Annotated in this window: 27 protein-coding genes; 23 read left to right on the top strand and 4 right to left on the bottom strand. The window is 62.3% G+C overall.

The features are described 5' to 3' along the window. The first annotated feature begins 4 nt into the window (after window positions 1-4). The 6 genes from livM to J5286_RS16735 all read left to right on the top strand — a co-directional run bounded on the left by livM (window position 5) and on the right by J5286_RS16735 (window position 5766). On the top strand, window positions 5-1396 hold the full coding sequence (livM, locus tag J5286_RS16760; RefSeq protein WP_209191359.1) for a high-affinity branched-chain amino acid ABC transporter permease LivM: 1392 nt from the start codon (window positions 5-7) through the stop codon (window positions 1394-1396). Continuing rightward, window positions 1396-2268 carry an ABC transporter ATP-binding protein gene (locus J5286_RS16755; RefSeq protein WP_026282746.1) on the top strand — a complete coding sequence of 291 codons (873 nt, stop codon included), beginning with the start codon at window positions 1396-1398 and terminating at the stop codon, window positions 2266-2268. Before livM ends, J5286_RS16755 begins: the two co-directional genes overlap by 1 nt. Continuing rightward, window positions 2268-2996, top strand: coding sequence for an ABC transporter ATP-binding protein (locus J5286_RS16750; RefSeq protein ID WP_018897087.1), 729 nt, complete (start codon window positions 2268-2270; stop codon window positions 2994-2996). The genes J5286_RS16755 and J5286_RS16750 overlap by 1 nt, the downstream gene beginning before the upstream one ends. 24 nt (window positions 2997-3020) lie before the next feature. Next, window positions 3021-3374: a DUF6867 family protein gene (locus J5286_RS16745; protein ID WP_018897088.1), complete on the top strand. Its 354-nt coding sequence runs from the start codon at window positions 3021-3023 to the stop codon at window positions 3372-3374. Window positions 3375-3493: 119 nt separating this feature from the next. Continuing rightward, complete coding sequence (locus tag J5286_RS16740) at window positions 3494-4618, top strand: branched-chain amino acid ABC transporter substrate-binding protein (protein WP_047514557.1); 1125 nt, start codon at window positions 3494-3496, stop codon at window positions 4616-4618. 179 nt (window positions 4619-4797) lie between these two features. Beyond that, window positions 4798-5766 carry a 2-hydroxyacid dehydrogenase gene (locus J5286_RS16735; RefSeq protein WP_209191358.1) on the top strand — a complete coding sequence of 323 codons (969 nt, stop codon included), beginning with the start codon at window positions 4798-4800 and terminating at the stop codon, window positions 5764-5766. Between the two features lie 6 nt (window positions 5767-5772). Here the strand turns inward: J5286_RS16735 and J5286_RS16730 are convergent, their stop codons facing one another. From J5286_RS16730 to J5286_RS16720, 3 genes are all read right to left on the bottom strand, one after another. Continuing rightward, the gene (locus tag J5286_RS16730) at window positions 5773-6957 is read right to left on the bottom strand and encodes an acyltransferase family protein (protein WP_209191357.1); all 1185 of its coding nucleotides are present in this window, start codon (window positions 6955-6957) and stop codon (window positions 5773-5775) included. A 110-nt stretch (window positions 6958-7067) separates the two neighbouring features. After that, entirely contained in the window at window positions 7068-7964 is an 897-nt protein-coding gene (locus tag J5286_RS16725) for a response regulator (protein WP_112536734.1), read from the bottom strand. Then, a complete protein-coding gene (locus tag J5286_RS16720; protein ID WP_209191356.1) occupies window positions 7957-11343 on the bottom strand; it encodes a hybrid sensor histidine kinase/response regulator in 3387 nt (1128 codons plus the stop codon). Before J5286_RS16720 ends, J5286_RS16725 begins: the two co-directional genes overlap by 8 nt. 217 nt (window positions 11344-11560) lie before the next feature. Between J5286_RS16720 and urtA the strand changes: the two genes are divergently transcribed. The 16 genes from urtA to ureG all read left to right on the top strand — a co-directional run bounded on the left by urtA (window position 11561) and on the right by ureG (window position 25325). Then, window positions 11561-12853 (top strand): urea ABC transporter substrate-binding protein, encoded by a 1293-nt coding sequence (gene urtA, locus J5286_RS16715; RefSeq protein ID WP_209191355.1) that lies wholly within the window; start codon window positions 11561-11563, stop codon window positions 12851-12853. 176 nt (window positions 12854-13029) lie between these two features. Continuing rightward, window positions 13030-14649, top strand: a complete 1620-nt coding sequence (urtB, locus tag J5286_RS16710) for an urea ABC transporter permease subunit UrtB (protein ID WP_112980403.1) — start codon at window positions 13030-13032, stop codon at window positions 14647-14649. Next, a complete protein-coding gene (gene urtC / locus J5286_RS16705) occupies window positions 14646-15809 on the top strand; it encodes an urea ABC transporter permease subunit UrtC (protein WP_112980402.1) in 1164 nt (387 codons plus the stop codon). The genes urtB and urtC overlap by 4 nt, the downstream gene beginning before the upstream one ends. 5 nt (window positions 15810-15814) lie before the next feature. Continuing rightward, window positions 15815-16570 carry an urea ABC transporter ATP-binding protein UrtD gene (gene urtD, locus J5286_RS16700; RefSeq protein ID WP_018897097.1) on the top strand — a complete coding sequence of 252 codons (756 nt, stop codon included), beginning with the start codon at window positions 15815-15817 and terminating at the stop codon, window positions 16568-16570. A 202-nt stretch (window positions 16571-16772) separates the two neighbouring features. Then, on the top strand, window positions 16773-17468 hold the full coding sequence (gene urtE / locus J5286_RS16695) for an urea ABC transporter ATP-binding subunit UrtE (RefSeq protein ID WP_018897098.1): 696 nt from the start codon (window positions 16773-16775) through the stop codon (window positions 17466-17468). A 161-nt stretch (window positions 17469-17629) separates the two neighbouring features. Beyond that, window positions 17630-18451: an urease accessory protein UreD gene (locus J5286_RS16690; RefSeq protein ID WP_209191354.1), complete on the top strand. Its 822-nt coding sequence runs from the start codon at window positions 17630-17632 to the stop codon at window positions 18449-18451. Window positions 18452-18471: 20 nt separating this feature from the next. Continuing rightward, entirely contained in the window at window positions 18472-18774 is a 303-nt protein-coding gene (locus tag J5286_RS16685) for an urease subunit gamma (protein WP_018897100.1), read from the top strand. Between the two features lie 7 nt (window positions 18775-18781). Then, on the top strand, window positions 18782-19036 hold the full coding sequence (locus tag J5286_RS16680; RefSeq protein ID WP_209191353.1) for a DUF1272 domain-containing protein: 255 nt from the start codon (window positions 18782-18784) through the stop codon (window positions 19034-19036). Window positions 19037-19046: 10 nt separating this feature from the next. After that, window positions 19047-19352 carry an urease subunit beta gene (locus tag J5286_RS16675; protein ID WP_047514525.1) on the top strand — a complete coding sequence of 102 codons (306 nt, stop codon included), beginning with the start codon at window positions 19047-19049 and terminating at the stop codon, window positions 19350-19352. A gap of 38 nt (window positions 19353-19390) precedes the next feature. Next, complete coding sequence (locus tag J5286_RS16670) at window positions 19391-19783, top strand: lysozyme inhibitor LprI family protein (RefSeq protein WP_209191453.1); 393 nt, start codon at window positions 19391-19393, stop codon at window positions 19781-19783. A gap of 16 nt (window positions 19784-19799) precedes the next feature. Further along, window positions 19800-20423: a Urease operon accessory protein gene (locus tag J5286_RS16665; protein WP_209191452.1), complete on the top strand. Its 624-nt coding sequence runs from the start codon at window positions 19800-19802 to the stop codon at window positions 20421-20423. Window positions 20424-20426: 3 nt separating this feature from the next. Further along, complete coding sequence (gene ureC, locus J5286_RS16660; protein ID WP_113523118.1) at window positions 20427-22136, top strand: urease subunit alpha; 1710 nt, start codon at window positions 20427-20429, stop codon at window positions 22134-22136. Between the two features lie 341 nt (window positions 22137-22477). Then, complete coding sequence (locus J5286_RS16655) at window positions 22478-23308, top strand: GGDEF domain-containing protein (protein ID WP_209191352.1); 831 nt, start codon at window positions 22478-22480, stop codon at window positions 23306-23308. Between the two features lie 108 nt (window positions 23309-23416). Next, window positions 23417-23914: an urease accessory protein UreE gene (ureE, locus tag J5286_RS16650; RefSeq protein WP_209191351.1), complete on the top strand. Its 498-nt coding sequence runs from the start codon at window positions 23417-23419 to the stop codon at window positions 23912-23914. Window positions 23915-23950: 36 nt separating this feature from the next. Further along, window positions 23951-24622 (top strand): urease accessory protein UreF, encoded by a 672-nt coding sequence (locus tag J5286_RS16645; RefSeq protein WP_209191350.1) that lies wholly within the window; start codon window positions 23951-23953, stop codon window positions 24620-24622. Between the two features lie 91 nt (window positions 24623-24713). Then, complete coding sequence (gene ureG, locus J5286_RS16640; RefSeq protein ID WP_047514508.1) at window positions 24714-25325, top strand: urease accessory protein UreG; 612 nt, start codon at window positions 24714-24716, stop codon at window positions 25323-25325. Here the strand turns inward: ureG and J5286_RS16635 are convergent. Beyond that, entirely contained in the window at window positions 25303-26013 is a 711-nt protein-coding gene (locus J5286_RS16635; protein ID WP_209191349.1) for a Crp/Fnr family transcriptional regulator, read from the bottom strand. The two genes, ureG and J5286_RS16635, sit on opposite strands and share 23 nt — an antisense overlap. 155 nt (window positions 26014-26168) lie before the next feature. On the opposite strand from J5286_RS16635, the gene J5286_RS16630 reads away from it, so the two are divergent. Then, window positions 26169-26603 (top strand): hypothetical protein, encoded by a 435-nt coding sequence (locus J5286_RS16630; protein WP_209191348.1) that lies wholly within the window; start codon window positions 26169-26171, stop codon window positions 26601-26603. Window positions 26604-26665 lie beyond the last annotated feature (62 nt).

The raw sequence follows: 26665 nt of genomic DNA, 5'->3' as shown, positions 1-26665 counted from the left end.
CGTCATGGCAAATGTTGAAAACGCCCCTGGCAAGCCCGCATCCGGACTTGTCCAGAAGGGTATTAAAGAAGCTATCTTCGCAGCCGTTATCTCCTTCGGCATGTTCGTTCTCTATGTCGGTCTCGGCACGCAGCAGAACATCAGCAACGAACTCGTCGTCGTGCAGCGCTGGGGCCTGCTTGCGGTCTTCGTCGCCATCGCGGCGGTCGGCCGGTTTGCGATCGTGGTCTTCCTGCGTCCGCATCTCGATGCCCGCAAGCTTGCCAAGGCGCGCAGCGGCGAGCTCGACATCTCCGACAAGAAGGGCTTCTTCCACGCCCACTTCCTGAAGATCGCGCTTCTGGCGCTGGTGCTCTATCCCGTCGTCATCGTGGCGCTGGTTGGCGCGCAGGGCTCGCTGAAGTGGGTCGACAACTTCGGTATCCAGATCCTGATCTACGTGATGCTGGCCTGGGGCCTGAACATCGTCGTCGGTCTCGCCGGTCTGCTCGATCTCGGCTACGTCGCCTTCTACGCGGTCGGCGCCTATTCCTACGCGCTGCTCTCCAGCTATTTCGGCCTGTCCTTCTGGGTTCTTCTGCCGCTGTCGGGCATTCTCGCCGGTCTCTGGGGCATCATCCTCGGCTTCCCGGTGCTGCGTCTGCGCGGTGACTATCTGGCGATCGTGACGCTGGCCTTCGGCGAAATCATCCGCCTCGTCATCATCAACTGGACGGATCTGACCAAGGGCACGTTCGGTATCGCCAGCATTCCGAAGGCAACGCTGTTCGGCATTCCGTTCGATGCCAGCCCGCACGGCTTCGCCAAGCTATTCCACCTGCCGATCTCTTCGGCCTACTACAAGATCTTCCTCTTCTATCTGATCCTGGCGCTGTGCCTCCTGACGGCATACGTGACGATCCGCCTGCGCCGCATGCCGATCGGTCGTGCGTGGGAAGCGCTTCGCGAAGACGAGATCGCCTGCCGTTCGCTTGGCATCAACACGGTGACGACCAAGCTCACGGCTTTTGCCACGGGTGCGATGTTCGGCGGCTTCGCCGGTTCCTTCTTCGCCGCTCGCCAGGGCTTCGTATCGCCTGAATCCTTCGTGTTCCTGGAATCGGCCGTCATCCTCGCCATCGTCGTTCTCGGCGGCATGGGTTCGCTGACCGGCATCGCGATCGCGGCGATCGTCATGATCGGCGGCACGGAAATGCTGCGCGAGATGGAGTTCCTGAAGCTCATCTTCGGACCCGACTTCACGCCGGAACTCTACCGCATGCTGCTATTCGGTCTGGCGATGGTCGTCGTCATGCTGATCAAGCCGCGCGGCTTCGTCGGATCGCGTGAGCCGACAGCCTTCCTCAAGGAACGGAAATCGGTATCGGGAAGCTTCACCAAGGAGGGCCACGGCTGATGAGCCCTCAGGAAACCAACATGTCCAGCGATACCCTGCTCAAGGTCGAGCACCTGTCGATGAAGTTCGGCGGCCTGATGGCCATCAACGACTTCTCGTTCGAGGCCAAGCGCGGCGAGATCACCGCGCTGATCGGCCCGAACGGCGCCGGCAAGACCACCGTGTTCAATTGCATCACCGGCTTCTACAAGCCGACCATGGGCATGATCACCATGCGCCACAAGGATGGCAGAGAACACCTGCTTGAGCGTCTGCCGGACTTTCGCATCACCCGCGAAGCAAAGGTCGCCCGTACCTTCCAGAACATCCGCCTGTTCTCCGGCCTGACGGTTCTCGAAAATCTCCTGGTCGCGCAGCACAACAAGCTGATGCTGGCATCGGGCTACACCATTCTCGGTCTGCTCGGGATCGGTCGCTACAGCGCGGAAGCGAAGAACGCGATCGAGCTTGCCCGCTACTGGCTGGAGAAGGCCGATCTGATCGATCGCGCCGACGATCCCGCCGGCGACCTGCCATACGGCGCTCAGCGTCGTCTGGAAATCGCGCGAGCCATGTGCACGGGACCGGAACTGCTCTGCCTGGACGAGCCGGCCGCCGGTCTCAACCCGAAGGAATCGCTGACGCTGAACACGCTTCTGCGCGGTATCCGCGACGAGGGCACGTCGCTGCTCCTGATCGAGCATGACATGTCCGTGGTCATGGAAATTTCCGACCACGTCGTCGTGCTCGAATACGGCCAGAAGATTTCCGACGGCACGCCCGATCATGTGAAGAACGATCCGAAGGTCATCGCGGCCTATCTCGGTGTCGAAGACGAGGAAGTGGAACAGGTGATCGCAGACGTCGAAAACCTCGAAGGAGGTACGCACTGATGACCGGTCAGCCACTTCTCAAGGTCGAGGGTGTTGAAACCTATTACGGCAACATTCGCGCGCTCGCCGGCATCGATGTCCACGTCAACCAGGGCGAAATCGTCAGCCTGATCGGCGCCAACGGCGCCGGCAAGTCGACACTGATGATGACGATCTGCGGCAGCCCGCAGGCGCGCGCCGGCAAGGTCATCTTCGAGGGCCGCGACATCACCAAGATGCCGACTCACGAGATCGCCCGCCTGCGCATCGCGCAGTCGCCGGAAGGTCGCCGCATTTTCCCGCGCATGAGCGTGATGGAAAACCTGCAGATGGGCGCCGGCCTCGATAACCTGAAATACTTCAAGGAAGACGTCGAGAAGATCTTCGCGATGTTCCCGCGTCTCAAGGAGCGCCAGACGCAGCGCGGCGGCACGCTTTCGGGCGGCGAGCAGCAGATGCTGTCGATCGGCCGCGCGCTGATGGCCCGCCCGAAGCTTTTGCTTCTCGACGAGCCGTCGCTCGGTCTCGCGCCACTGATCGTCAAGGGCATCTTCGAGGCGATCAAGAAGCTGAACAAGGATGAGGGGCTCACCGTGTTCCTCGTCGAGCAGAACGCCTTCGCGGCGCTGAAGCTGTCGGACCGGGCCTATGTCATGGTCAACGGCAAGGTGACGATGTCGGGCTCCGGCCAGGAGCTGCTCGCCAATCCTGAAGTTCGCGCCGCCTATCTCGAAGGCGGACGGCATTGAGCATGACGAAGGGGAGACTTTGATATGCAGGGACTTTTCTTTGAAGGCGATACCGGCGTTCGCAGCGTCATCCGCCTGATCGTCGTGTTGATCGGCTTCTGGACCGCGTGGCGTTCGGGCAAGGCTGCTGCCGATGGCTGGAGCGACTATCCTATTGTCATCGGCTACAGCGTGCTTCTGGCGGCTGCGATGCAGTTTCTGCATCATGCGCTGTTCGACGGACCGGTGCTGAGTGTGTTCTATTACGCCATCGACTTCGTCCTTCTCTTGATCTTCGCGACGGCGGGATACCGCTATCGCCGGACCAATCAGATGGTCAATAATTACTACTGGCTCTACGAAAAGACGTCACCCTTCTCCTGGAAGGCAAAACATTGACAGCCGGTTGAATCTAGGGACAAATTACCTCTCCGAGTGGAACAGGTTTCCCGGCGCAGTAAAGTGGGTGATGCGCTGGGTAATGGAACGGAACCCGCTAAAAAACTGGGAGTAACATAATGAAGAAGTCTCTTCTGTCGGCAGTGGCTCTGACGGCGATGGTCGCCTTCAGCAGCAACGCTTGGGCCGACATCACGGTTGCCGTTGCTGGTCCGCTGACCGGCCCGAACGCTGCGTTCGGCGCACAGCTCCAGAAGGGTGCCGAGCAGGCAGCTGCCGACATCAACGCTGCTGGCGGCATCAATGGCGAGCAGATCAAGATCGTGCTCGGCGACGACGTGTCCGACCCGAAGCAGGGTATCTCGGTTGCCAACAAGTTCGCAGCTGACGGCGTCAAGTTCGTCATCGGCCACTTCAACTCGGGCGTTTCGATCCCGGCTTCCGAAGTTTACGCTGAAAACGGCATCCTCGAAATCACGCCGGCTGCGACCAACCCGCAGTTCACCGAGCGTGGTCTGTGGAACACGTTCCGTACTTGCGGTCGCGACGACCAGCAGGGCGGCATTGCCGGCAAGTATCTGGCCGACCACTTCAAGGACGCCAAGATCGCTGTCGTTCACGACAAGACCCCATACGGCCAGGGCCTCGCTGACGAAACCAAGAAGGCCATGAATGCCGCTGGTCTCACCGAAGTCATGTACGAAGGCATCAACGTCGGCGACAAGGACTTCTCGGCCCTCATCGCCAAGATGAAGGAAGCCGGCGTTTCGATCATCTACTGGGGTGGTCTCCACACCGAAGCTGGTCTGATCATCCGCCAGGCCGCCGACCAGGGCCTGAAGGCAACGCTCGTATCGGGTGACGGTATCGTTTCGAACGAACTGGCATCGATCGCTGGTGACGCAGTCGCCGGCACGCTGAACACGTTCGGCCCGGACGCAACGCTGAACCCCGACAACAAGGCACTCGTCGAGAAGTTCAAGGCTGCCGGCTTCAACCCGGAAGCTTACACGCTGTACTCCTACGCCGCCATGCAGACGATCGCTGAAGCTGCCAAGGCAGCTGCTTCGACCGACGCTGAAGCCGTTGCCGCAGCGATGAAGGCCAAGGGTCCGTTCAAGACCGTTCTCGGCGAAATCTCGTTCGACGAAAAGGGCGACCCAAAGATCCCAGGCTACGTCATGTACGAATGGAAGAAGGGCCCGGACGGCAAGTTCTCCTACTTCCCGCAGGACGCGAAGTAAGAACTTTCGTTCTCACCTTGGAAGCCCGGTCTCGCACCGGGCTTCTTTCGTTTTGGCAACAATGCGAACCGCCCGGCCGCTTACCGGTCTTGCGATCGAGGACGATCCGGTTACGATCGGCGGCGAATTCAACAGGTTGCCGCCGATCGGCGCGTAGCCGCAGACGAGACGGATACGCCATGTCCCGCCCCAAGATTCTGCTCACGCGCCGCTGGCCCTCCGCCGTGGAGGCTGTGCTTGCCGAACGCTTCGACGCGACCTTCAACACCGACGACCTGCCGATGTCGCCCGAAGCCATCGCGGAGGCGCTGCGCACCCACGACGCCGTGCTGCCGACCGTGTCGGACAAGCTTCCGGCGTCGGTTTTCGAAGGCGAGATCCGGGCCAGAGTCCTCGGCAATTTCGGCGTCGGCTATAACCACATCGACATCGCGGCGGCGAAGGCCAAGGGCATCGTGGTGACCAACACGCCGGGCGTGCTCACCGATTGCACCGCCGATATCGCCATGCTGCTCCTGCTTTCTGTCGCGCGCCGTGGCGGGGAAGGTGAGCGGCAGATCCGGGCCGGCGAATGGAAGGGTTGGTGTCCGACGCATATGATCGGCTCCAAGGTCACGGGCAAGACGGTAGGGATCATCGGTTTCGGGCGCATCGGCAAGGCCTTCGCGCAGCGTTGCCATTTCGGTTTCGGCATGGACGTGGTGTTCTACAACCGCTCGACGGTCGATGCGGCGGAAGCGGCGCGATATGGCGCGCGGCAGCTAGCGACCGTGGAAGAGGTACTGGCCGCGAGCGATTTCGTGTCGCTGCATTGCCCCGGAGGTGCGGAGAACCGGCACCTGATGAACGCGTCCCGTTTCGGGGCGATGAAGCCCGGGGCTTATCTGATCAACACGGCGCGCGGCGATGTCGTCGATGAGGCGGAATTGATCGCGGCGCTTGAGAATGGCGTGATCCGTGGCGCCGGCCTCGACGTCTACGAGGCTGAGCCGCAGGTGCCAGAGAGGTTGCGCGCGATGGAGAATGTGGTTCTGCTGCCGCATCTCGGTAGTGCTACCGACGAGACGCGCAATGCGATGGGGATGAAGGTGGTGGACAATATCACCGCCTTCTTCGAGGGGCGCGAGCCGCCGGACCGGGTGGCCTGACGCCGCCTATCGCTGCGCGTTGACGGTCTTGCGCTCTGCCGAGGGGCCACGCGGTTTGGCTTCGAGGCCGAAGAGCAGGCGCGCGCGGCCGGGAATGAAGTCCACCGCGATGGCGAAGAGGCCCGACAGCACGAAGGTCGCGGCGGCGATGATGATGAAGCTCGGCACGGCAGGCAGGCCGAGCGGCAGCACATAATAGAGCGCGCCGACGATCACCGTCTGATGGATGATGTAGAGCGGGAAGACGAGCCGGTTGACCGTGACCAGCCGCGCGTCCGGCTGATTGAAATGACGGGCGGCGAAGCCGATCAGGGTAAGGATCATCGACCAGGCAAGCAGGAAGATCGCGGCCTTGAAGAACGGGGTTTCATCGGCATAGCTGCCGATAGCCTGTTCGGCCGGGGCAAGCCAGGCGAAGGCGTAGAGGAACACGGTGACGGCCAGCGCGATTGCGACGCTCAGATAGCGCTTGGCGATGATCGGCTCGATCAGGCTGCGATGATTGCGGGCGACGAGGAAGCCGAGGCCGAACCAGCTTGCCCAGACGGCGAACCAGGCGCCGTCATTGTAGAGCGCATTGGTTTCCTTGGGATAGAAGGGCGTCAAGGCCAGGTTGAGAAGCAGCGGCAGCAGGAAGAAGAGGTAGATGGCGCTTGATTTCGCGACGCGCTCGAACCAGGCCATGATCCTGTTATCGGGGCGGCTGAGATAGAGAAAGATCGGATAGCAGATCACCGACATGACAAGCAGATAGGCGACGAACCACATGTGCGCCCAGGTGAAATTGCCGGTCGGGTAGCGTCCCTCGGTGAAATAGCGCGTCAGCCAGAAGGTCAGAAGCGAGCCGTCATAGCCGTTCTCGTACATGCGCTCGTACCAGACCTGCGGCACGACGAGGACCGCCATGGAAAAGAGCAGGGGCACGAGCAGGCGGATAGTGCGTTTGCGCAGGAAGGCGAGGCTGGAATCCGAACGGAATGAGAAGGCAGCCCCCATGCCGGAGACGAAAAACAACAGAGCCAGCCGCCAGGCGCGCGGGAATTCCATGATTAGCGACAGTGCAGGGCTGGTGCGCTCGCTATGGATCAGCCAGCCCATGTCTGTGAAAAAGGCCGCCGAGGAGTGATAGAGGATCAGGATCGCGAAGGCGGAAATCCGCAGCCGATCCACGTAATAAAGCCTGTCCTTCATGACCTGTCGGATATCATCTTGATGCCATGCCCGGCTTGCGGGCGTTGCCTCCAAGGATATCCATGTGTGCTTTCTAAAGTGTGAGCGTCTTTTTTACTGTCAGGGCTCGCTCACGTCTCATGCAGCACATGCGCCGCCTTGACCGCGGCCGAGGCGCGGTTTTCGACGCCGAGTTTGACGTAGATCTGCTCGAGGTGCTTGTTCACCGTGCGGGCGGAGAGGCCGAGAATTTCGCCGATGTCGCGGTTGGCCTTGCCCTTGGCGATCCAGAGCAGCACCTCGGATTCGCGGTGGGTGAGCGCGAAGCGTTGGCGCAGCACCTGGTCGTCGGCGCGCTGGCTGGCGGTCAGGCGGAAGAGATATTCGTCGGGGCCGATGGTGCCCAGAAAGGCGAGCTGCAGCACGTCCTGGCCTCCATGGGCGACGGCGATGGTGGCGGCGGTGCGGTCCTTCATCCAGGCAGCGATGGTCGATATGACGGTGTCCATGCCGTCGTCGCTGCCCATGGCGGCGTTGACGAGGCGGGTGGCCTGGGGCGTCGACCAGTGGATGTTGCCGTCGCCCTTGACCGCCAGGAGATGGCGGCCGGCGGCGTCGAGCGCCACGCGGGCGCTTTGCGCGGAGCGGGCGTTCTTTAGGTGGACGCCGATGCGGGCGCGGAGTTCATCGATGTTGATCGGCTTGGTCAGATAGTCGACGCCGCCCGAGCCGAGCGCATGGACGACGTGTTCGGTTTCGGTCAGGCCGGTCATGAAGATGACGGGGATCTGGCTGATCGCCGGGTTGGCCTTAAGCCGCCGGCAGGTCTCGAAGCCGTCCATCGTTGGCATTACCGCGTCGAGCAGGATGAGATCGGGGGTGATGCGCTCGACGATATTGAGTGCGGCCGAGCCGGACGTCGCGATCAGGACGGAGAAGCCGGATTGTTCCAGCGCATCGGTGAGGAAGCCGAGCGCTTCCGGCGAGTCGTCGACCAACAGAACGATGTCGCGCGGGAGCTCAGCCAATGTGTTCCACCTTTTCGTCGAAGCGGTGCAGGAAGGCCATGAAGCCGTTCAGGTCGAAGGCGGCGACATAGGATCGAAGTTCCTCGGTAAATGGCTGATTTGCCTCCACCTTGGCAAGGTCGGCGAGCTTGGCCTCGATGCCCCTGATATAGCCGATCTCGCCGAGGCGCAGCAGTTCCTGCACATGTGCATAGCCTGGGCTTTGCAGGATCTGTTCGGTCTTCTTGGGCGTTGCGGGTGCCGCTTCGGCGTAGAGCCATTTCAGGCCGAGGTGCAGGGCGAGCTTATCGCGCAGGCGGCGGATGTCGACCGGCTTGCCGATCGCGTCATTGTGGCTGTCGTCGCTGTCGCCATGGGCGGCTGCGTCGCCGATGTTGGCCGACAGCATGACGATCGGCGCGGTCTGGCCGGCTTCGCGGAGCCTCGATACGAGCTGCCAGCCGTTCATGCCAGGCATCAGAATGTCGACGAGGAAGAGGTCGGGCTGGATACCTTCGATCAGCGTCAGGCAATCCGTACCGCTGGCGGCCGTCAGCACGACGAAATCGAGTGGGACCAGAATCTCGCGCATCATCTCGCGGTGGTCCTCGTTGTCGTCGACGACGACGATCGTGCGGCGCGGGCCGTCGTAGCTGACGATCTTCTTTTCCTGCGGCGGCGCGGCCATCTCGCGCAGTACGGCCGAGAGCATCAGCCGCACGCGGAAGGTCGAGCCCTTGTCCTTCTCGCTGGTCACCGAGATTTCGCCGCCGAGCGTGTTGGTCAGAAGCTGGGTGATGGTCAGCCCAAGGCCGAGGCCGGGCATGGGCCGGATGCTATCGGCTTCGCCGCGCTGGAATGGCTCGTAGATGCGGCTCAGGTCCTTCTCGGCGATGCCGCGGCCGGTGTCCGTCACGGTGAAGGTGGCGACCTGGCTGCGATAGGCGACGTCGAAAGTGACGGTGCCCTCATCGGTGAACTTGATGGCGTTGGACAGCAGATTGACGAGGATCTGGCGCAAGCGCTTCTCGTCGGTGCGCACGAACTGCGGTAGGGCAGGCGCGCGCTGGTGGTTGAAGGTCAGGCCCTTGGCAAGCGCCTGCGGGCGGAACATGTCGACGATCTGGTCGAGGAAATCCTGGATGTTGATCTCGTTGGAATAGACCTGCAGGCGGCCGGCCTCGATCTTGGAGATATCGAGCAGGCCGTCGATAAGGCCGGAGAGATGTTCGGCGCTACGGCGGATGACCTTGATCGACGACTGACGCGGCGTCGGGATGGTCTCGTCGCGCTCGAGGATCTGGGCGTAGCCGAGCACGGCGTTGAGCGGTGTGCGCAGCTCGTGGCTGAGGCCGACGACGTAGCGGCTCTTGGCGCGGTTGGCGGCCTCGGCGGTTTCCTTGGCGGCTTGCAGTGCGGCGTCGGTCTTCTTGTGGGCGGCGATTTCTTTAAGCAGCAGCGTGTTCTGGCGCGAGGACTCCTCTTCGGCGACGACGCGGCTGTCATGGGCGAGCACATAGAACCAGCAGACGACGCCGGCGATGACGGCGAAGACGAAGAAGACGATGAGGATCGTGCCGTTGACGACCTCGGCGGTCTCCGGCGAGGCCGAGGAGACCTGGTGAGCGATCATGGCGAGGATTGCGCCGACGGCGGTGAGCGCCAGGACGACGGCGATGCCGTAGCGGCCGAGGCGCGTGGTGAGCTTCTGGACGATGGTTTCGGGCAGCACAGCCTTGGCGACATAGCCGACCTGCGCGTTTAGATGCGCATTGGGCTTGCACATGTCGTGGCAGCGACTGTCGAGCGAACAGCAGAGCGAGCAGATCGGCGCGGCATAGGCGGGACACCAGGCCATGTCCTCGGGCTCGAACGGGTGTTCGCAGACGGAACAGGTGATGTTGGTCAGGTTCTTCCAGCTCTGGCGCGGCTTGCGGGCGAGGTAGAACTTGCCTTTGGTGGCCCAGGCGATGGCGGGCGAGGCGATCAGGGCGACGATGAGGGTGATGTAGGGTGCCAGCGACGCCGCGACCGTGCCGAAGACGCCGAAATGGGCGATGAGCGCGATGGTCGCAGACAGCGTCATGGCGCCGAGGCCGACGGGGTTGATGTCGTAGAGATGGGCGCGCTTGAACTCGATGCCCGGAGGGGCGAGCCCGAGCGGCTTGTTGATGAAGAGATCGGCCGAGATGGTGCAGAGCCAGGCCATGGCGATGATCGAGAAGATGCCGAGCGTTTCCTCAAGCAGCCGGTAGATGCCTAACTCCATCAGGAGCAGTGCAATCGCCACGTTGAACACCAGCCAGATGACGCGGCCGGGGTGGCTGTGAGTGAGGCGTGAGAAGAAGTTCGACCAGGCGAGCGAGCCGGCATAGGCGTTCATCACGTTGATCTTCAGCTGCGAGACCATGACGAAGGCGGCCATCAGCAGCAGCGCGGCGTTGTGCCAGGGAATCATGTAGCCGAAGGCGGTCAGATACATCTGCGCCGGATCGGCGGCGCGGTCGGCGGGCACTCCTGAAGCAAAAGTGAGCACGACGAGAAAGGAGCCGGCCAAGAGCTTCGGCGCGCCGATGATGACCCAGCCGGGACCGGCGAGGAAGACGGCCAGTCGGTGACGCCACTTCGTCTGCTTTTCCGGGGGGAGGAAGCGCAGGAAGTCGGCCTGCTCGCCGATCTGCGACATCAGCGCCAGGATGACGGCGGAGGCCGCTCCGAACTCGACGAGATCGAAGGGGGCGATGGTGCCGGGCGGCCCCGACGCATGGCGGATGCCGGAGAAGGCGCGCCAGAGGTCGAACTTCTCCCAGTCCATCACGGCGATGAAGAGGAAGGGCAGGATGTTGAGGACGATCCAGAAGGGCTGTGTCAGGAGCTGGAAGCGGCTGATCAGCCGGACGCCGTGGGTGACGAGCGGGATGACCATGACGGCGCTGATGATGTAGCCGATCCAGAGCGGAATGCCCAAGGTCAGCTCCAGCGCGCCGGACATGATCGACGCTTCGATCGCAAACAGCATGAAGGTGAAGCTGGCGTAGATCAGCGAGGTGATGGTCGAGCCGATATAGCCGAAGCTGGCGCCGCGGGTCAGCAGGTCGATGTCGACACCGTGGCGGATCGCGTAGCGGCTGATCGGCAGGCCGATGGCGAGCATGGCGATCGAGGCGACGATGATGGCGTAGAAGGCGTTGGTGGTGCCGTAGGAGAGCGTGATGGCGCCGCCGATCGCCTCCAGCGCCAGGAAGGAGATGGCGCCGATCGCCGTCTGCGAGATGCGCTGCGAGGAGAACTGCCGGGCGCTCTTGGCGGTGAAGCGCAGCGCATAGTCTTCCAGCGTCTGGTTGGCGACCCAGCGATTGTATTCGCGCCTGACCGGAATAATGCGTTGCCGCGCTGCCATGCCCGTAATCGGCCCCTTCGTTCCCCTTGTCATGCGTTCGTAACATGGAACAGTGCGGGGCTTAAGAGTGCGGTGCAACGCAAAACTGCACATTTCGCCCCGTCACCTACGTCATTTCGCGTATACGCTTTCGCAGTGCAGCACCGGATAGTCCCTTAAGCAACAGTTAATCGCCGTTTCAGGCCTGTTGTCGGAACAAGAAGAGGGGATCAACCAGATGAATCTGCGATCATATGTTTCCGGTGCCGTGCTCGGCGCCGTCATGTCGGCCACGGGCGCATTCCATGGAGCCGTTGCGGCTGACGACACCATCAAGGTCGGCGTTCTGCATTCGCTGTCCGGCACGATGGCGATCTCCGAAACGACGCTGAAAGACGCCATGCTGATGCTCATCGATGAGCAGAACAAGAAGGGCGGCCTTCTCGGCAAGAAGCTCGAAGCCGTCGTCGTCGACCCGGCTTCCGACTGGCCGCTGTTCGCCGAAAAAGCACGCGAGCTGATCGAAAAGGACAAGGTCGCGGCCGTCTTCGGTTGCTGGACGTCCTCCTCGCGCAAGTCGGTCCTGCCGGTTTTCGAAGAGCTCAACTCCATCCTGTTCTACCCGGTTCAGTATGAAGGCGAAGAGTCCTCGCGCAACATCTTCTACACGGGCGCCGCTCCGAACCAGCAGGCGATCCCGGCCGTCGACTATCTGATGGAAAAAGAAGGCGTTAAGCGCTTCGTTCTCGAAGGCACCGACTACGTCTATCCGCGCACGACCAACAAGATCCTGGAAGCCTACCTGATCTCGAAGGGCATTCCGAAGGAAGACATCATCGTCAACTACACGCCGTTCGGCTTCTCCGACTGGCAGACGGAAGTCTCCAAGATCAAGGAATTCGGCGGCGCCGGCAAGAAGACCGCTGTCGTCTCCACCATCAACGGTGACGCCAACGTTCCATTCTACAAGGAACTCGGCAACCAGGGCGTCAAGGCAACCGACATCCCAGTCGTCGCCTTCTCGGTCGGCGAAGAAGAGCTTGCCGGTCTCGACACCAAGCCGCTCGTCGGCCACCTGGCTGCCTGGAACTACTTCGAGTCGGTCGAAAGCCCGGCGAACAAGAAGTTCATCAAGGAATGGCATGCCTACACCAAGAACGACAAGCGCGTGACCAACGACCCGATGGAAGCCGCCTATATCGGCTTCAACGCATGGGTTAAGGCGGTTCAGGCTGCCGGCACGACCGACACGGACAAGGTTCTCGACACGATCATCGGCACCACTGTTCCGAACCTGTCGGGCGGTTACGCCACGGTCATGCCGAACCACCACATCACCAAGCCGGTGCTGATCGGTGAAATCCAGGCGAACGGCCAGTTCGAAATCGTTCAGCAGACCCCTGCTGTCGTCGGCGACGAATGGTCGGACTTCCTGCCTGACTCCAAGGACCTGATCTCCGATTGGCGCAAGCCCATGAACTGCGGCAACTTCAATGTCGCAACGGGCAAGTGCGGCGGCAAGGGCTCCTGAGTGGACACCCCTTCACTCTAAAAGCCTGAAAACAGCTTCCGTCCGGCCCTCCTGTCCGGGCGGAAGTTCTCTCTCCGAAGCGTGGCCTTGAGGCTTCGGACGGCAGTTGCCGAGTTAGAGGCCTGAATTTCTCCCGATTGCGCCGGAAGGCCAACGATAACCGAGGCAGAAAGCCGATGTATCGCGCCATCAAGATTTTGCTTTTGACCTTGTGCCTGGCCCTGCCGGCATTCGCCACGGCGCTGAAGGCGCAGGAAGATATCCACGCGCTGGTCGACGCGCTCGGCGTCGGCGATTTTCCGGAGCGTGAGGTCGCCATCAAGGCGCTGGTCGCATCCGGCGATGCCCATGTCAGCCAGATCCTGCAGCAGCTCAGCGACGGCCAGCTTTACGTGAATTCGGAAAGCGGTGGCCCGGTTCTGCTTCAGGGCGGCACGGAGGATGAGCCGACCTTTTCCGATCCGATCAGCGGCGAAGCTGTCGCTGACATCGATGCGGACTACATGTCGAAGGTCCGGATCAACAATTCGCTGCGAGGTGTCATTGCTTCGGCCATGAGCCAGCTGACGCTGCTCTCTCCCGATCGGGGCGCGCGCCTTGCCGCCGCCCAGGGACTGCTGCGCGATGCCGATCCCGCCAATCTCGAACTGCTGAACTCCGCACTTGCCGCCGAGAAGGACGGCGAGGTCAAGGAGACGATGGAAGCCGCCCGCGCCGTGATGGTGCTGAAGAGCGATGTCGGCGCCGAGGACAAGAAGGCCGCCATCGACACGATCGCCGCCCGTGGCGGCCGCAACGCGCTGACCATCCTGACGACGGCGATGGCGACCGCGCCCGACGAACTCAAGGGCGAGATCCAGACGCATATCAACACGATCAATCGCAGCCTGGCGCTCTGGGACGTGGTGCAGAACGTCTGGTACGGCCTGTCGCTCGGCTCGGTGCTGCTGCTTGCCGCCATCGGCCTTGCCATCACCTTCGGCGTCATGGGCGTCATCAACATGGCGCATGGCGAGATGGTGATGATCGGCGCCTACACGACCTATGTCGTGCAGCAGTATATCGCCTCGACCTTCCCTGGCCTCGAAGTCTACTCGCTGGCCTTCGCCGTACCGGCCGCCTTCATCTTCACCGGCTTCGTCGGCCTCGTCATCGAACGCACCGTGATCCGCTATCTCTATGGACGTCCGCTGGAAACGCTTCTCGCCACCTGGGGCGTGTCGCTCATCCTGCAGCAGGCGGTGCGCTCGATCTTCGGGCCGACCAACCGCGAAGTGCGCAATCCAAGCTGGATGTCGGGCGCGTTCGAACTCGGCGGCCTGTCGATCACCTGGAACCGCCTGTGGATCATCGTCTTCTCCATGGCCGTGTTCGTGACGCTGCTGATGCTGCTGAAGCGTTCCGCCTTCGGCCTGCAGATGCGCGCCGTCACGCAGAACCGCCGAATGGCATCGTCGATGGGCATCCGCACCGGATGGGTCGATGCCTTCACCTTCGCGCTCGGCTCCGGCATTGCCGGGATGGCGGGCGTGGCGCTCAGCCAGATCGACAACGTCTCGCCCAATCTCGGTCAGAGCTACATCATCGACAGCTTCATGGTCGTGGTGTTCGGCGGCGTCGGCAATCTGTGGGGCACGCTGGTCGGCGCGCTGTCGCTCGGCGTCGTCAACAAGTTCCTCGAGCCCTTCGCCGGCGCCGTGCTCGGCAAGATCCTGGTGCTCGTCCTCATCATTCTCTTCATCCAGAAGCGGCCGCGTGGGCTCTTCGCACTCAAAGGAAGGGCGGTGGAAGCATGATTACGGCCTTCCTTCTCCGGTCTCTCGATCGCAAGATCATCGTCGCGCTCTTCATCCTCTTGGCGCTTGCCGTGCTGGTGCCGGTCCTGAACCTGATGACGCCGGCATCGAGCCCCGTGCACATCCCGACCTACATCATGTCGCTGTTCGGCAAGTATCTGACCTATGCGCTTCTGGCGCTGGCGCTTGATCTCGTCTGGGGCTTCTGCGGTATTCTCTCGCTCGGCCACGGCGCCTTCTTTGCGCTCGGGGGGTATGCGATGGGCATGTATCTGATGCGCCAGATCGGCACGCGCGGCAGCTACGGCGATCCCATCCTGCCCGATTTCATGGTGTTCCTGAACTACAAGGAACTGCCGTGGTTCTGGCATGGGTTTGACCATTTCTGGTTCGCGGCGCTGATGGTGCTCGTCGTGCCCGGACTGCTCGCCTTCGTCTTCGGCTGGTTCGCCTTCCGCTCGCGCGTCAACGGCGTCTATCTCTCCATCATCACCCAGGCGATGACCTATGCGCTGCTGCTCGCCTTCTTCCGCAACGACATGGGCTTCGGCGGCAATAATGGCCTGACCGATTTCAAGGATATCATCGGCTACAACATCCAGGCCGACGGCACCCGCGCGGCACTCTTTTCGGCCACCGCGATCCTGCTGGCACTCTCGCTGCTGATCGCGTCCGCCATCGTGCGCTCGAAGTTCGGCAAGGTGCTGGTCGGCGTGCGCGACGCGGAAAGCCGCACGCGCTTCCTCGGCTACCGCGTCGAGCACTTCAAGCTCTTCACCTTCGTCGTCTCGGCGATGATGGCGGGGATCGCCGGCGCGCTCTACGTGCCGCAGGTGGGCATCATCAACCCGGGCGAATTCGCGCCGGCCAACTCGATCGAAGTCGTCATCTGGACGGCGGTTGGTGGCCGCTCGACGCTGATCGGGCCGATCATCGGCGCGATCATGGTCAATGGTGGCAAGACGATCTTTACCGGCCTCTTCCCCGAATTCTGGCTCTTCGCGCTCGGCGGTCTGTTCGTCGCGGTGACGCTGTTCCTGCCCAAGGGCATCGTGGGCACGATCGGCCAGTATCTCGGCAAGCGCAAGCCATCCTCCAGCGACACGCCGCCCGCGAAACGCGAAGACGGTGTGGACGCAGAAATCCAGCCCGCGGAGTGAGCGCCATGATCCCTGACGTCAAACCCAACAGCGTTCTCTATCTCGACAACGTCTCCGTCTCCTTCGATGGCTTCAAGGCGCTGAACTCGCTGTCGATCGTCATCGAACCGGGCGAACTTCGCGCCATCATCGGCCCGAACGGCGCCGGCAAGACGACGATGATGGACATCATCACCGGCAAGACGCGGCCGGACACCGGCCAGGTCTTCTTCAACGGGCAGACCGACCTCACCAAGCTTGACGAAGCCGACATCGCCCAGCTCGGCATCGGCCGCAAGTTCCAGAAGCCGACGGTGTTCGAGAGCCACACGGTGTGGGACAATATCGAGCTGGCGCTGAACCGCCGGCGCGGCGTGTTCTCGACTTTGTTCTACCGGCTGTCGAGCGAGGACCGGTCGCGTATCGACGAGATCCTCGCGACCGTTCGCCTGACGCACCGCCGCGACGACCTTGCCGCCAATCTCAGCCATGGGCAGAAGCAGTGGCTGGAGATCGGCATGCTTCTGGCGCAGGAGCCGAAGCTGTTGCTCGTCGACGAGCCGGTGGCCGGGATGACGGATGCGGAGACGGCGGAGACGGCGATCCTGCTCAAGGAGATTGCCAAGACGCGGTCGGTCGTGGTCGTCGAGCACGACATGGGGTTTATTCGCGACCTTGGGGTGAAGGTGACGTGTCTTGCTGAAGGCTCGGTGCTGGCCGAGGGGTCGATCGATTTTGTGAGCTCCGATCCGAAGGTGATCGAGAATTATCTGGGGCGGTGATGAGCGTTGTGCGCGTGATACCCCCCTCTGCCCTGCCGGGCATCTCCCCCACAAGGGGGGAGATCGACGTGTGGCGGGCGTCTCGTCAATCAATAGCCGTTGGAGCGAGCGGGTGCGCCCAGCCAATCTCCCCACCTGTGGGGGAGATGCCCGGGAGGGCAGAGGGGGGTATCCCAACCGCAAGCCATCATAGGGAAAAACCATGCTGACCGTCGAAAACGCAAACCTCCACTATGGCGCGGCGCAGGCGCTGCGCGGCATCTCGCTGAAGGCCGAGATGGGCAAGATCACCTGCGTGCTCGGGCGCAACGGTGTCGGCAAGAGTTCGCTGCTGCGGGCCGTCACCGGCCAGCATCCGCTGTCATCGGGAACCGTGACCTTCAACGACACCAAGCTCAATGGCTTGGCGCCCTATGCGCGCGCCAAGCAGGGCATCGGCTATGTGCCGCAGGGCCGCGAGATCTTTCCGTTGCTGACGGTGAAGGAAAATCTCGAGACCGGCTTTGCGCCGCTTACGCGCCGCGACAAGAATATTCCCGACGATATCTTCAGCCTGTTTCCCGTGCTGCAGACCATGCTCGGGCGGCGCGGAGGCGATCTCTCTGGCGGGCAGCAGCAGCAGCTGGCGATCGGCCGGGCGATGGTGACGCGGCCGAAGATCCTCGTGCTCGACGAGCCGACCGAGGGCATCCAGCCGTCGATCATCAAGGATATCGGCCGGGCGATCCGCTATCTTCGCGATAGCACCGGCATGGCGATCCTGCTGGTCGAGCAGTATCTCGATTTCTGCCGGGAGCTTGCCGATTACGTCTACATCATGGATCGCGGCGAGATCGTGCATGAAGGTCTGGCTGAGACGTTGGATACGCCGGAGGCGCGCCGGCATCTGACCGTCTGATCGGCATTCGCCGCTTTTAAAGGCACTCGACGACATGCGCCCCGCTGGTCGGCGCCGGGATCGCTGTGTCCTTCGTGCGGCACGGAAATTGCTTGCTTTCAATCAGTTACAGGGTTGAATGAGAACGGCCGGGCAAACCGGCGGCATGAAAAGGGCATGGAATGACGAACGCCGCGGCAGCCACCAGACCGCAAAGGGCCGAAGGCCGCGGGCATCTGGCCGCGAAGTCGCTCGGCGGGCGCACGCGCATCCGCGAGCTCTATCAGGAGGGTGCGGCGAAGATCCGGCTGCCCGATACCTTTGATGCCTCGATGGAAGCCGTCATCATCAATACGGCCGGCGGGCTCACCGGTGGCGACCGCATGGACTGGAGCGTCGTTGCCGGTCCGGGCACGCGCATCGACGTGACCACGCAGGCCTGCGAGAAGATCTACAAGGCGTCCGCCGGCACCGCCGAGATCACCACGAAAATTCAGGTCGGCGCCAATGCGCGCGTAGACTGGCTGCCGCAGGAAACCATCCTCTTCGATCGCTCCTCGCTCTATCGACGGCTCGATGTCGACCTCGACGAGGGAGCGGAGTTTCTGGCGGTCGAAGCGGTCCTGCTCGGGCGCAAGGCGATGGGTGAGGCGGTTGTCTCGGGGCTGTTCCGTGACCGCTGGCGTATCCGCAAAGAAGGCCGGCTCTGCCATGCCGAGGATCTGAGGCTCGCGGGCGAGGTCCAGGCGCTGACGCGGGAGCAGGCGGTGCTGTCGGGCCAGGTCGCGTTCGCGACGTTGCTTTATCTCGGGCCGCAGGCGGAAGGCTATCTCAATGCGGTCAGGCCGTTGCTCGACGGTCATATGGGCGGCGCCAGTTGCTGGGCGGGCAAGCTCGTCGTTCGGCTGGCAGCGTCGGACGGCTTCGCTCTTCGAAAAATCCTGATCCCGATCATTTCAGCCTTGCGCAACGGCGCGCCTGTGCCGAAAGTCTGGAATCTCTAGTTCAAGCAGATGGATGCACGATGAACCTCACACCAAGAGAAAAAGACAAGCTGTTGATTTCGATGGCGGCGATGGTCGCGCGGCGGCGGCTGGAGCGGGGCGTCAAGCTCAACTATCCCGAGGCGATCGCTCTCATTACCGACTACGTCGTCGAGGGTGCGCGTGACGGCCGGCCGGTGGCCGAGCTGATGGAAGCCGGCGCCCATGTCATCGGCCGCGACCAGGTGATGGATGGCATCGCCGAGATGATCCACGACGTGCAGGTGGAAGCGACGTTTCCTGACGGAACAAAGCTTGTCACCGTCCACGAACCGATCCGCTGAGGCCATCATGCTCGAGCTTCGACCCAATTGCGAATGCTGCGACAAGGACCTGCCGCCCGAAAGCTGCGAGGCCATGATGTGCAGCTTCGAATGCACTTATTGCGCTGATTGCGCCGAGAACGTGCTTTCAGGCATCTGCCCGAATTGCGGCGGCGAACTGGTGCGCCGGCCGGTGCGCCCGGCGGGCAAGCTCATCAACAACCCGGCATCGACGAAACGCGTGCTGAAGGCCGAGGGCTGCGCGCCCGTGAAGGCTGCGTGAGGAGAAAATCATGATCCCAGGCGAAATCATTGCCGCACCCGGCGAAATCGAACTCAACGCCGGCGCGCCGACCGTGACCATCGAGGTGTCGAATACCGGCGACCGTCCGGTGCAGGTCGGCAGCCACTATCACTTCGGTGAGACCAATGCCGGGCTCTCCTTCGATCGTGAGAAGGCGCATGGCATGCGGCTCGATATTCCGGCCGGCACGGCCGTGCGCTTCGAGCCCGGACAGACGCGTTCTGTGACGCTGATCCCGCTATCCGGCAAGCGCGAAGTTTACGGCTTCCGGCAGCTGGTGATGGGCAAGCTGTGATCATGTCTCGGGAGGAGATGATGCGTTTCTTTATGCCTATGGGTTTCGGGCTGTTGGCGCTGATGGCGGCCGGTGGCGCCGGCGCCGAGGAGATCGACTGCAAGAGCCCGACGACGCAGACCGACATGACGCTCTGCGAGCGGGCGCGGCAGGACGAGGCCGACAAGGCGCTCAACGTTCAATACAAGAAGACCCGCGCCGCCATGGTCGCCATCGATAGCGATCAGGATGACGACATGAAGGGGGCGGAGAAGGCTCTGGTCACTGCCCAACGCGCCTGGATTACCTACCGTGATGCGCAATGCGAGGCGGCCGGCTTTCAGGCGCGTGGCGGCACGATGGAGCCGATGCTGGTTGCCGGCTGCATCGCCAACGTGACCGATGCCAGGACCAAGGAGCTTAAGACGCTCGAAGACGCGATGAGCAACTGAGGTGACAGAGAGCATCATGATCGTCGGCAATGGTGAGATCGGTGGGGAAGGGGCCGCGGCTGTTGCCGCAGCTGGCTTCGTCATCCGGTTCAACGAATGCCGATCCTATGACGCCAGCCCCGGCCGCACCGATGTCGTCGCGGTCTGCAATACCGGCCGTCCCGCCAAGGCGATGCTGTCTTCGGAAGCATGGCGCGCGCATCCCGCCGTGGTCGAGGCTGCCGAAATCTGGAGCGTGCGCGATCCGGAAAAGTTCGCGGCGCTTAAGGGTCCGCTTGCCATTTCGCATCCCGAGCTCGACGATTTCTGCGACGACTATACGAGTCAATTCAACGCCTTCTGCAAGGACGCTGGCAAGGCACATGTGGTCGTTGACAAAGTGATTCATGATGGCGTCGACCAGGCGCTGGCCGCATTTGATCCCGCGCCCTACGTCGTGCCGAGCAGCGGCATGATTGTGATCGCGGAGGTCATGAACCGATTTCCCGATGCCCCGATCGCGCTTGCCGGCTTCGGCCATCAAGGCTGGGAGTGGCATCCCTTCGCCGCCGAAAGGCAGCTCGTCGACGCTTACGTCGCCGCCGGCCGCGTCACGCGGTTTTATCCGTCCGCATCCCGTTCGTCCTCCCAAGGAGCCTGACCCATGCCCTACAAGATTTCCCGCGCCGCCTATGCCGGCATGTTCGGCCCGACCACCGGCGACAAGGTGCGGCTTGCCGATACCGAGCTCTTCATCGAGATCGAGAAGGATTTCACCACCTATGGCGAAGAGGTGAAATTCGGCGGCGGCAAGGTCATCCGTGACGGTATGGGGCAGAGCCAGGCAACGCGCGCGCAGGGCGCGGTCGATACCGTCATCACCAATGTCGTGATCATCGACCATACCGGCATCGTCAAGGCCGATATTGGGCTCAAGAACGGCCGCATCCACGCCATCGGCAAGGCCGGCAATCCGGATACGCAGCCTGGTGTCAACATCATCGTCGGCCCGTCCACCGAGGCGATCGCCGGCGAAGGCAAGATCATCACGGCCGGCGGCATGGACGCGCATATCCACTACATCTGCCCGCAGCAGATCGAGGAAGCGCTGATGTCCGGCATCACCTGCATGCTCGGCGGCGGCAGCGGCCCGGCGCATGGCACGCTCGCCACCACCTGCACCGGCGCCTGGCACATCGAGCGGATGATCGAGAGCTTCGACGGCTTCCCGATGAACCTGGCGCTCGCGGGCAAGGGCAATGCCTCGCTGCCCGCCGCACTCGAGGAGATGGTGTTGGCCGGCGCGTCGTCGCTGAAGCTGCATGAGGACTGGGGCACGACGCCGGCTGCGATCGACTGCTGCCTCTCGGTGGCCGACGAATACGATATCCAGGTGATGATCCACACCGACACGCTGAATGAGAGCGGCTTCGTTGAGGATACGATCGGGGCGCTCAAAGGCCGCACCATCCATGCCTTCCACACGGAAGGGGCGGGTGGCGGCCACGCGCCCGATATCATCAAGATCTGCGGCCAGTCGAACGTCATCCCGTCGTCCACCAACCCGACGCGGCCCTATACGGTCAACACCGTCGCCGAGCATCTCGACATGCTGATGGTCTGCCACCATTTGTCGCCGTCGATCCCCGAAGATATCGCGTTTGCCGAAAGCCGCATCCGCAAGGAAACGATCGCGGCCGAAGACATCCTGCACGATATCGGCGCCTTCTCGATCATCTCGTCCGACAGCCAGGCCATGGGCCGCGTCGGCGAAGTGGCGATCCGCACTTGGCAGACGGCCGACAAGATGAAGCGCCAGCGCGGTCCGCTGAAGGAGGAGACGGGGGATAACGACAACTTCCGCGTCCGCCGCTATATCGCCAAGTACACGATCAACCCGGCGATCGCTCAAGGGGTTAGCCACGAGATCGGCTCGATCGAAGTCGGCAAGCGCGCCGACCTCGTCTTGTGGAACCCGGCTTTCTTCGGCGTGAAGCCGGAGATGGTGCTGCTCGCCGGCTCGATCGCGGCCGCCCCGATGGGCGATCCGAATGCTTCGATCCCGACGCCGCAGCCGATGCACTACCGCCCGATGTTCGCCGCCTATGGCAAGCTGCGCACCAACTCGTCGGTCACCTTCGTTTCTCAGGCTTCGCTCGACGCCGGCCTGAAGGGCCGCCTCGGTGTCGCCAAGGACCTCGTCGCCATCAAGAACACGCGCGGCGGCATCTCCAAGGCATCGATGATCCACAACAGCCTGACGCCGCATATCGAGGTCGATCCGGAGACCTACGAGGTGCGCGCCGACGGCGAGCTGCTCACCTGCGAACCGGCGACCTCGCTGCCGATGGCGCAGCGCTACTTCATGTATTGATCAGCTTTAATGGCCGGCGCTTCGGTGCCGGCCAACTTCTGGCTACACGTTTATCAATGCATTCTTAAAGTTGTGTCGTGATTGTGTGTTGTTCCACCATGGGGCGTTGCGTCCGAAATGGGACGCGGCGACCGTTGAATTCATGAAAACTGTTATTTATCAATTTATTAGATGCGCGGCTTCGCGACCATTTCCAAAGCCATTTTCGTCGCGTTTCGATCCATTGTGCAGCGCACGAACAATTTACAAAACTCGCTAAAATCCTAGTGATTCCCTTAAGACCCCGGCAGCGGTTCGTGTCTCATCAATAGACTTGGCGAGGGGCTAGAAGGTCGATTCGGATGCACATTTTACTCGAGGCGGAGCTCGGCGATTTCAGGAATCGCCTGACGATTTATACCTATGCGCTGAAGATGAGTTTCGCCGCGGTGATGCTCTCCTCGCTTGTCATCGCGGTGCTGCTGTTGCCGCTCGATTGGGCGGGCATGCTGCCGGTTTCGCTGGAGCATGCGGTGATCTATGGCGTGGCGCTATCCTGGGTGATCGGCGGGATCGTATCGGGAGCGCTGGCCCTGGTCGCGGGCTATGCGATGCATCAGCTCAGCGTCTCGCGCGCCGAGTTCGAGCAGTTGAGCCGTACCGACATGCTGTCCGGCCTGTTGAACCGGCGGGCGTTTACCGAGGCGCTCGATGATGTCGACGGGCCTGCTTGTCTCGCGATCTTCGATGTGGACCGCTTCAAGGCTGTCAACGATCGCTATGGGCATGCCTGCGGCGATGCTGTCATCGTTGCTGTTGCGGCGGAGCTGTCGGCGGCATTCAGCGCGGACTCGACCGTCGCGCGGCTCGGCGGCGAGGAGTTCGGGGTTGTCGTCATTGCTCCCTTGAAAGAGGAGCGGGTGGCGCAGATCCGGGCTGCCTGCAACCGGCTTGCCGAACGGACGATCGCACTCGATGGCTGCAGCTTCAATGTCACGATGTCGGCCGGCATCGCGGAGCTCTTCGATGGGCGAAGCAGGCAGGCGGCCTATACCGCCGCCGACAAGGCGCTCTATCTGGCGAAGACGCTCGGCCGTAATCGCGTGGTCCACGAGGACGAGGGCCTGCAGCGCCGCATGCGTCTCAGCCAGGATGAAACCAATGTCGACGGCAGGTCGTCCGCCATTCATTAGACTAAAGCGTTGCAACGACACGCGTATAGTGCGCAAACCGGCGTTTTGACCCTTGCGCGGTTCCAGCCGATTTTGCATGCTCCTCGCCTGAACCGGAATGGACACATCATGCAGTACATCACCTCCTATCTGCCGGCCGGCACGCCGTCTTCCCACCCCACGCACAAGGTCGTGCTGCCGCATGATCTGAGGCATCTCCGGCGCAAGCTGCTGCATCTCGACAATGGCGAGATGGTCATGCTCGACCTCAAGGAGCCGGTGCTGTTTGCCAATGGCGACATGCTGGTGCTCGGCGATGGCGAGCTGGTGGAGATCGTTGCCGCCGACGAGAAACTGTTCGAGATCAAGGCGCGTGATCGCCTGCATCTGATCGAGCTCGCCTGGCATCTGGGCAACCGGCATCTGGGCGCGCAGATCGAGGAAGAGCGTATCCTCATCCTGCGCGACCATGTCATCCGCGCCATGCTCGAGGGGCTGGGCGCGACGGTCTCTGATGTCACCGAGCCGTTCCAGCCGGCGCGGGGTGCCTATCATTCCCATGGCAGCCATTCGCATGGGCACGGACACGATCATGGCCACGGGCACGACCATGGGCATGATCACTGACATGATCATGGGCACAACCATTCGCACGGCTGAGCCATGACCGAGAACGGTGATCTTCAGGCGCTGCTGCGGTTGATGGCATGGCTCTCGCCGGCCTTTCCCGTGGGCTCGTTCGCCTATTCGGGTGGGCTGGAGCGTGCGGTGCATGACGGGCTGGTGTACGATGCCGCCTCGCTCAGCGATTGGCTTGGTGCCATGATGGACCACGGCGCCGTCTGGAACGACGTCGTGCTGCTTGCCGAGAGCAACAGGGTGCATGGCAACGCCTCGGCGCTATCCGAGGTGGCCGAGCTTGCCGAGGCGTTGGCGGGATCGCGCGAGCGGCATCAGGAAACGATGCTGCTCGGCGACGCTTTCCTGTCGGCGGCCGGCGCATGGCCTGATGAGGTGTTCACACGGCTGCCAAAACGTGTGGCTTATCCCGTGGCCGTCGGCGCCGTGTCCGGCGCGCATGAGATCGGCGCCGAAAAGGCGATTGCCGCTTTCTTGCACGCCTATGTCTCGCAGGCCGTTTCCGCCGGCATCCGGCTTGGCGTTGCCGGGCAGAAGGATGGCGTTGCGATCATGGCGGCGCGGGAAGGGCATATCGCTCTGCTAGCGCGGCGGGCGGCGGGCTCGACGCTCGATGAGCTGGGCTCGGCGACGGTGCAGGCCGATATCGTCTCGCTACGGCACGAGACGCAATCGACGCGGCTTTTTCGATCGTGACAACGGCACTTGTCGCTAACGATCTGCGCCATTTGCCGGTGGCCGCCTTGCGGTTGACGCGCTATGATTATTCTCGATTGGAGTGCACGATATGAAATCAGGAAATGGACCTCTGCGGGTCGGCATCGGTGGACCGGTCGGCTCGGGCAAGACGGCGCTGACGGAAAAGCTCTGCAAGGCGATGCGCGACCAATATTCGGTCGCCGTCGTCACCAACGATATCTACACGACCGAGGATGCCGAGGCGCTGATGCGCATGCAGGCGCTGCCATCGGAGCGCATCGTCGGCGTCGAAACCGGCGGCTGCCCGCACACCGCCATTCGCGAGGACGCCACGATCAACCTGCAGGCCATTGCCGGCCTCAACGAGCGCATTCCCGATCTCGACGTGGTCTTCATCGAATCAGGTGGCGACAATCTGGCCGCGACCTTCTCGCCCGATCTCGCCGATATCACCATTTATGTAATTTCGGTCTGCCAAGGCGAGGAAATCCCGCGCAAGGGCGGGCCTGGTATCACCAAGTCGGACCTTCTCGTCATCAACAAGAAGGACCTGGCGCCTTATGTCGGCGCCGATCTCGACGTGATGGACCGCGACGCGACGCGCATGCGCGATACGCGCCCCTTCGTGTTCTCGGACATGAAGCGCGGCGACGGCATTGGCGCCATCGTCGACTTCCTCAAGGTGCATGGCGGCTTGTAATCGCCGGGATCGTCTTCAAGACGTTGAGATTGCTGATCTCGATCGAGCGGCCGCTGACGGTAACGCCGGCGGCGCGCAGCGACGAGAAGGCGCGGGAGAGCGCCTCGGGCGCCAGCCCGAGCTTGCGCGCCAAGAGGCTCTTCTGGAAGGGAAGCCGCATCTTCGCCTCGAGACCTTCCTGTTTGCAATGGGTGAGCAGATAGGTCGCGACGCGCTGAGGAGCCGTCTGCATGCGGTCGCTCGCCAGGCAATCGATCGTCGATAGCAGGTGCTGCGAGAGGCTGCGCATGATGGCGATGCCGATATGCGGCCGGTGTTCGACCAGCGCCCGGACCTGTTCGAGATTGAAGCGCGCGAAGATCGAGTGCTCCATGGCCTGGGCGCCGTAGCGATAATCTCCGCCATCCGTGACCAGGCATTCGGCGAAGCTGTCGCCGGGCTCGCAGATACGGATGTCGCCTTCCTGATTGTCGCCGCCGAGGCGATAAAGCCGGGCGAACCCCGTCAGCACGCAATAGAAATACTCGCCCCGTTCGCCCTGATGAAACAGCATGTCATGCGTCTGGTAGCGTACGATGGTCGCGCAAGCGAGAAGCGCGTTGCGCTCATCCCGGTTGAGGCCGGAAAAAAGAATGGTTTCGCCAAGCATGGCCTTATGCACATTGCTCAGTTTCAAGCCCGTCGTCATCTCTTTCTCCACATTCGTCGGTCGCAGGCCGCGCCTGCCATGCGCTTAAACTAGCCGGAATGGTTGCGGTGAAAGTTGATCTGCATCAAGTGGGAGCAAGAAACAAGAAAGCCTGAGGTCGCAGCCATGCGCCACTTGCGGAGATTTCATGAAACATGGCTATTCGCGCCATGACAAAGGGCACACTGCGATTCTTCTTTGATTTCGGAGCCGGCGGCTGCCTTTGGGCAGGTGATGAGGCTACACGATCCACTTTGGGCGATGGTCCGCTTGATGCGACCTACTATAACCCTGAGGGGGATGTTTCAGAACCTCCTCGAATCTTTCTGCCGCGCAACGTTCATTCGATCATCAGCCGTCTCGACCAAGAATATCTCGGCTACCTCAACCCGCTTTATCCGACGGACCCCAGCCTCTGGACACAAGGCAGGTGCGACCGCTTCAGTAGGGATCTGGATCAGCTTCTGACTTTGCTTCGGGTCGAGTTGGGCAACAAGTTCGTGATTGTCGATCAGCAGCAACGCCACGCCGAGAATCCGGCTCTCGGCGAATTCCTTGCCGCGAACCCGGATCAGAAACCCATACGCTAGAAATGGTGTGAATGGCCGCTTAAGCCACATTTGAGATCAAAAGCCGGGGCGAACCCCGGCTT

This window comes from Rhizobium sp. 16-488-2b (genome assembly GCF_017741815.1).
Taxonomy (GTDB): Bacteria; Pseudomonadota; Alphaproteobacteria; order Rhizobiales; family Rhizobiaceae; genus Rhizobium.
This window is presented reverse-complemented; position numbering and strand designations above follow the sequence as displayed.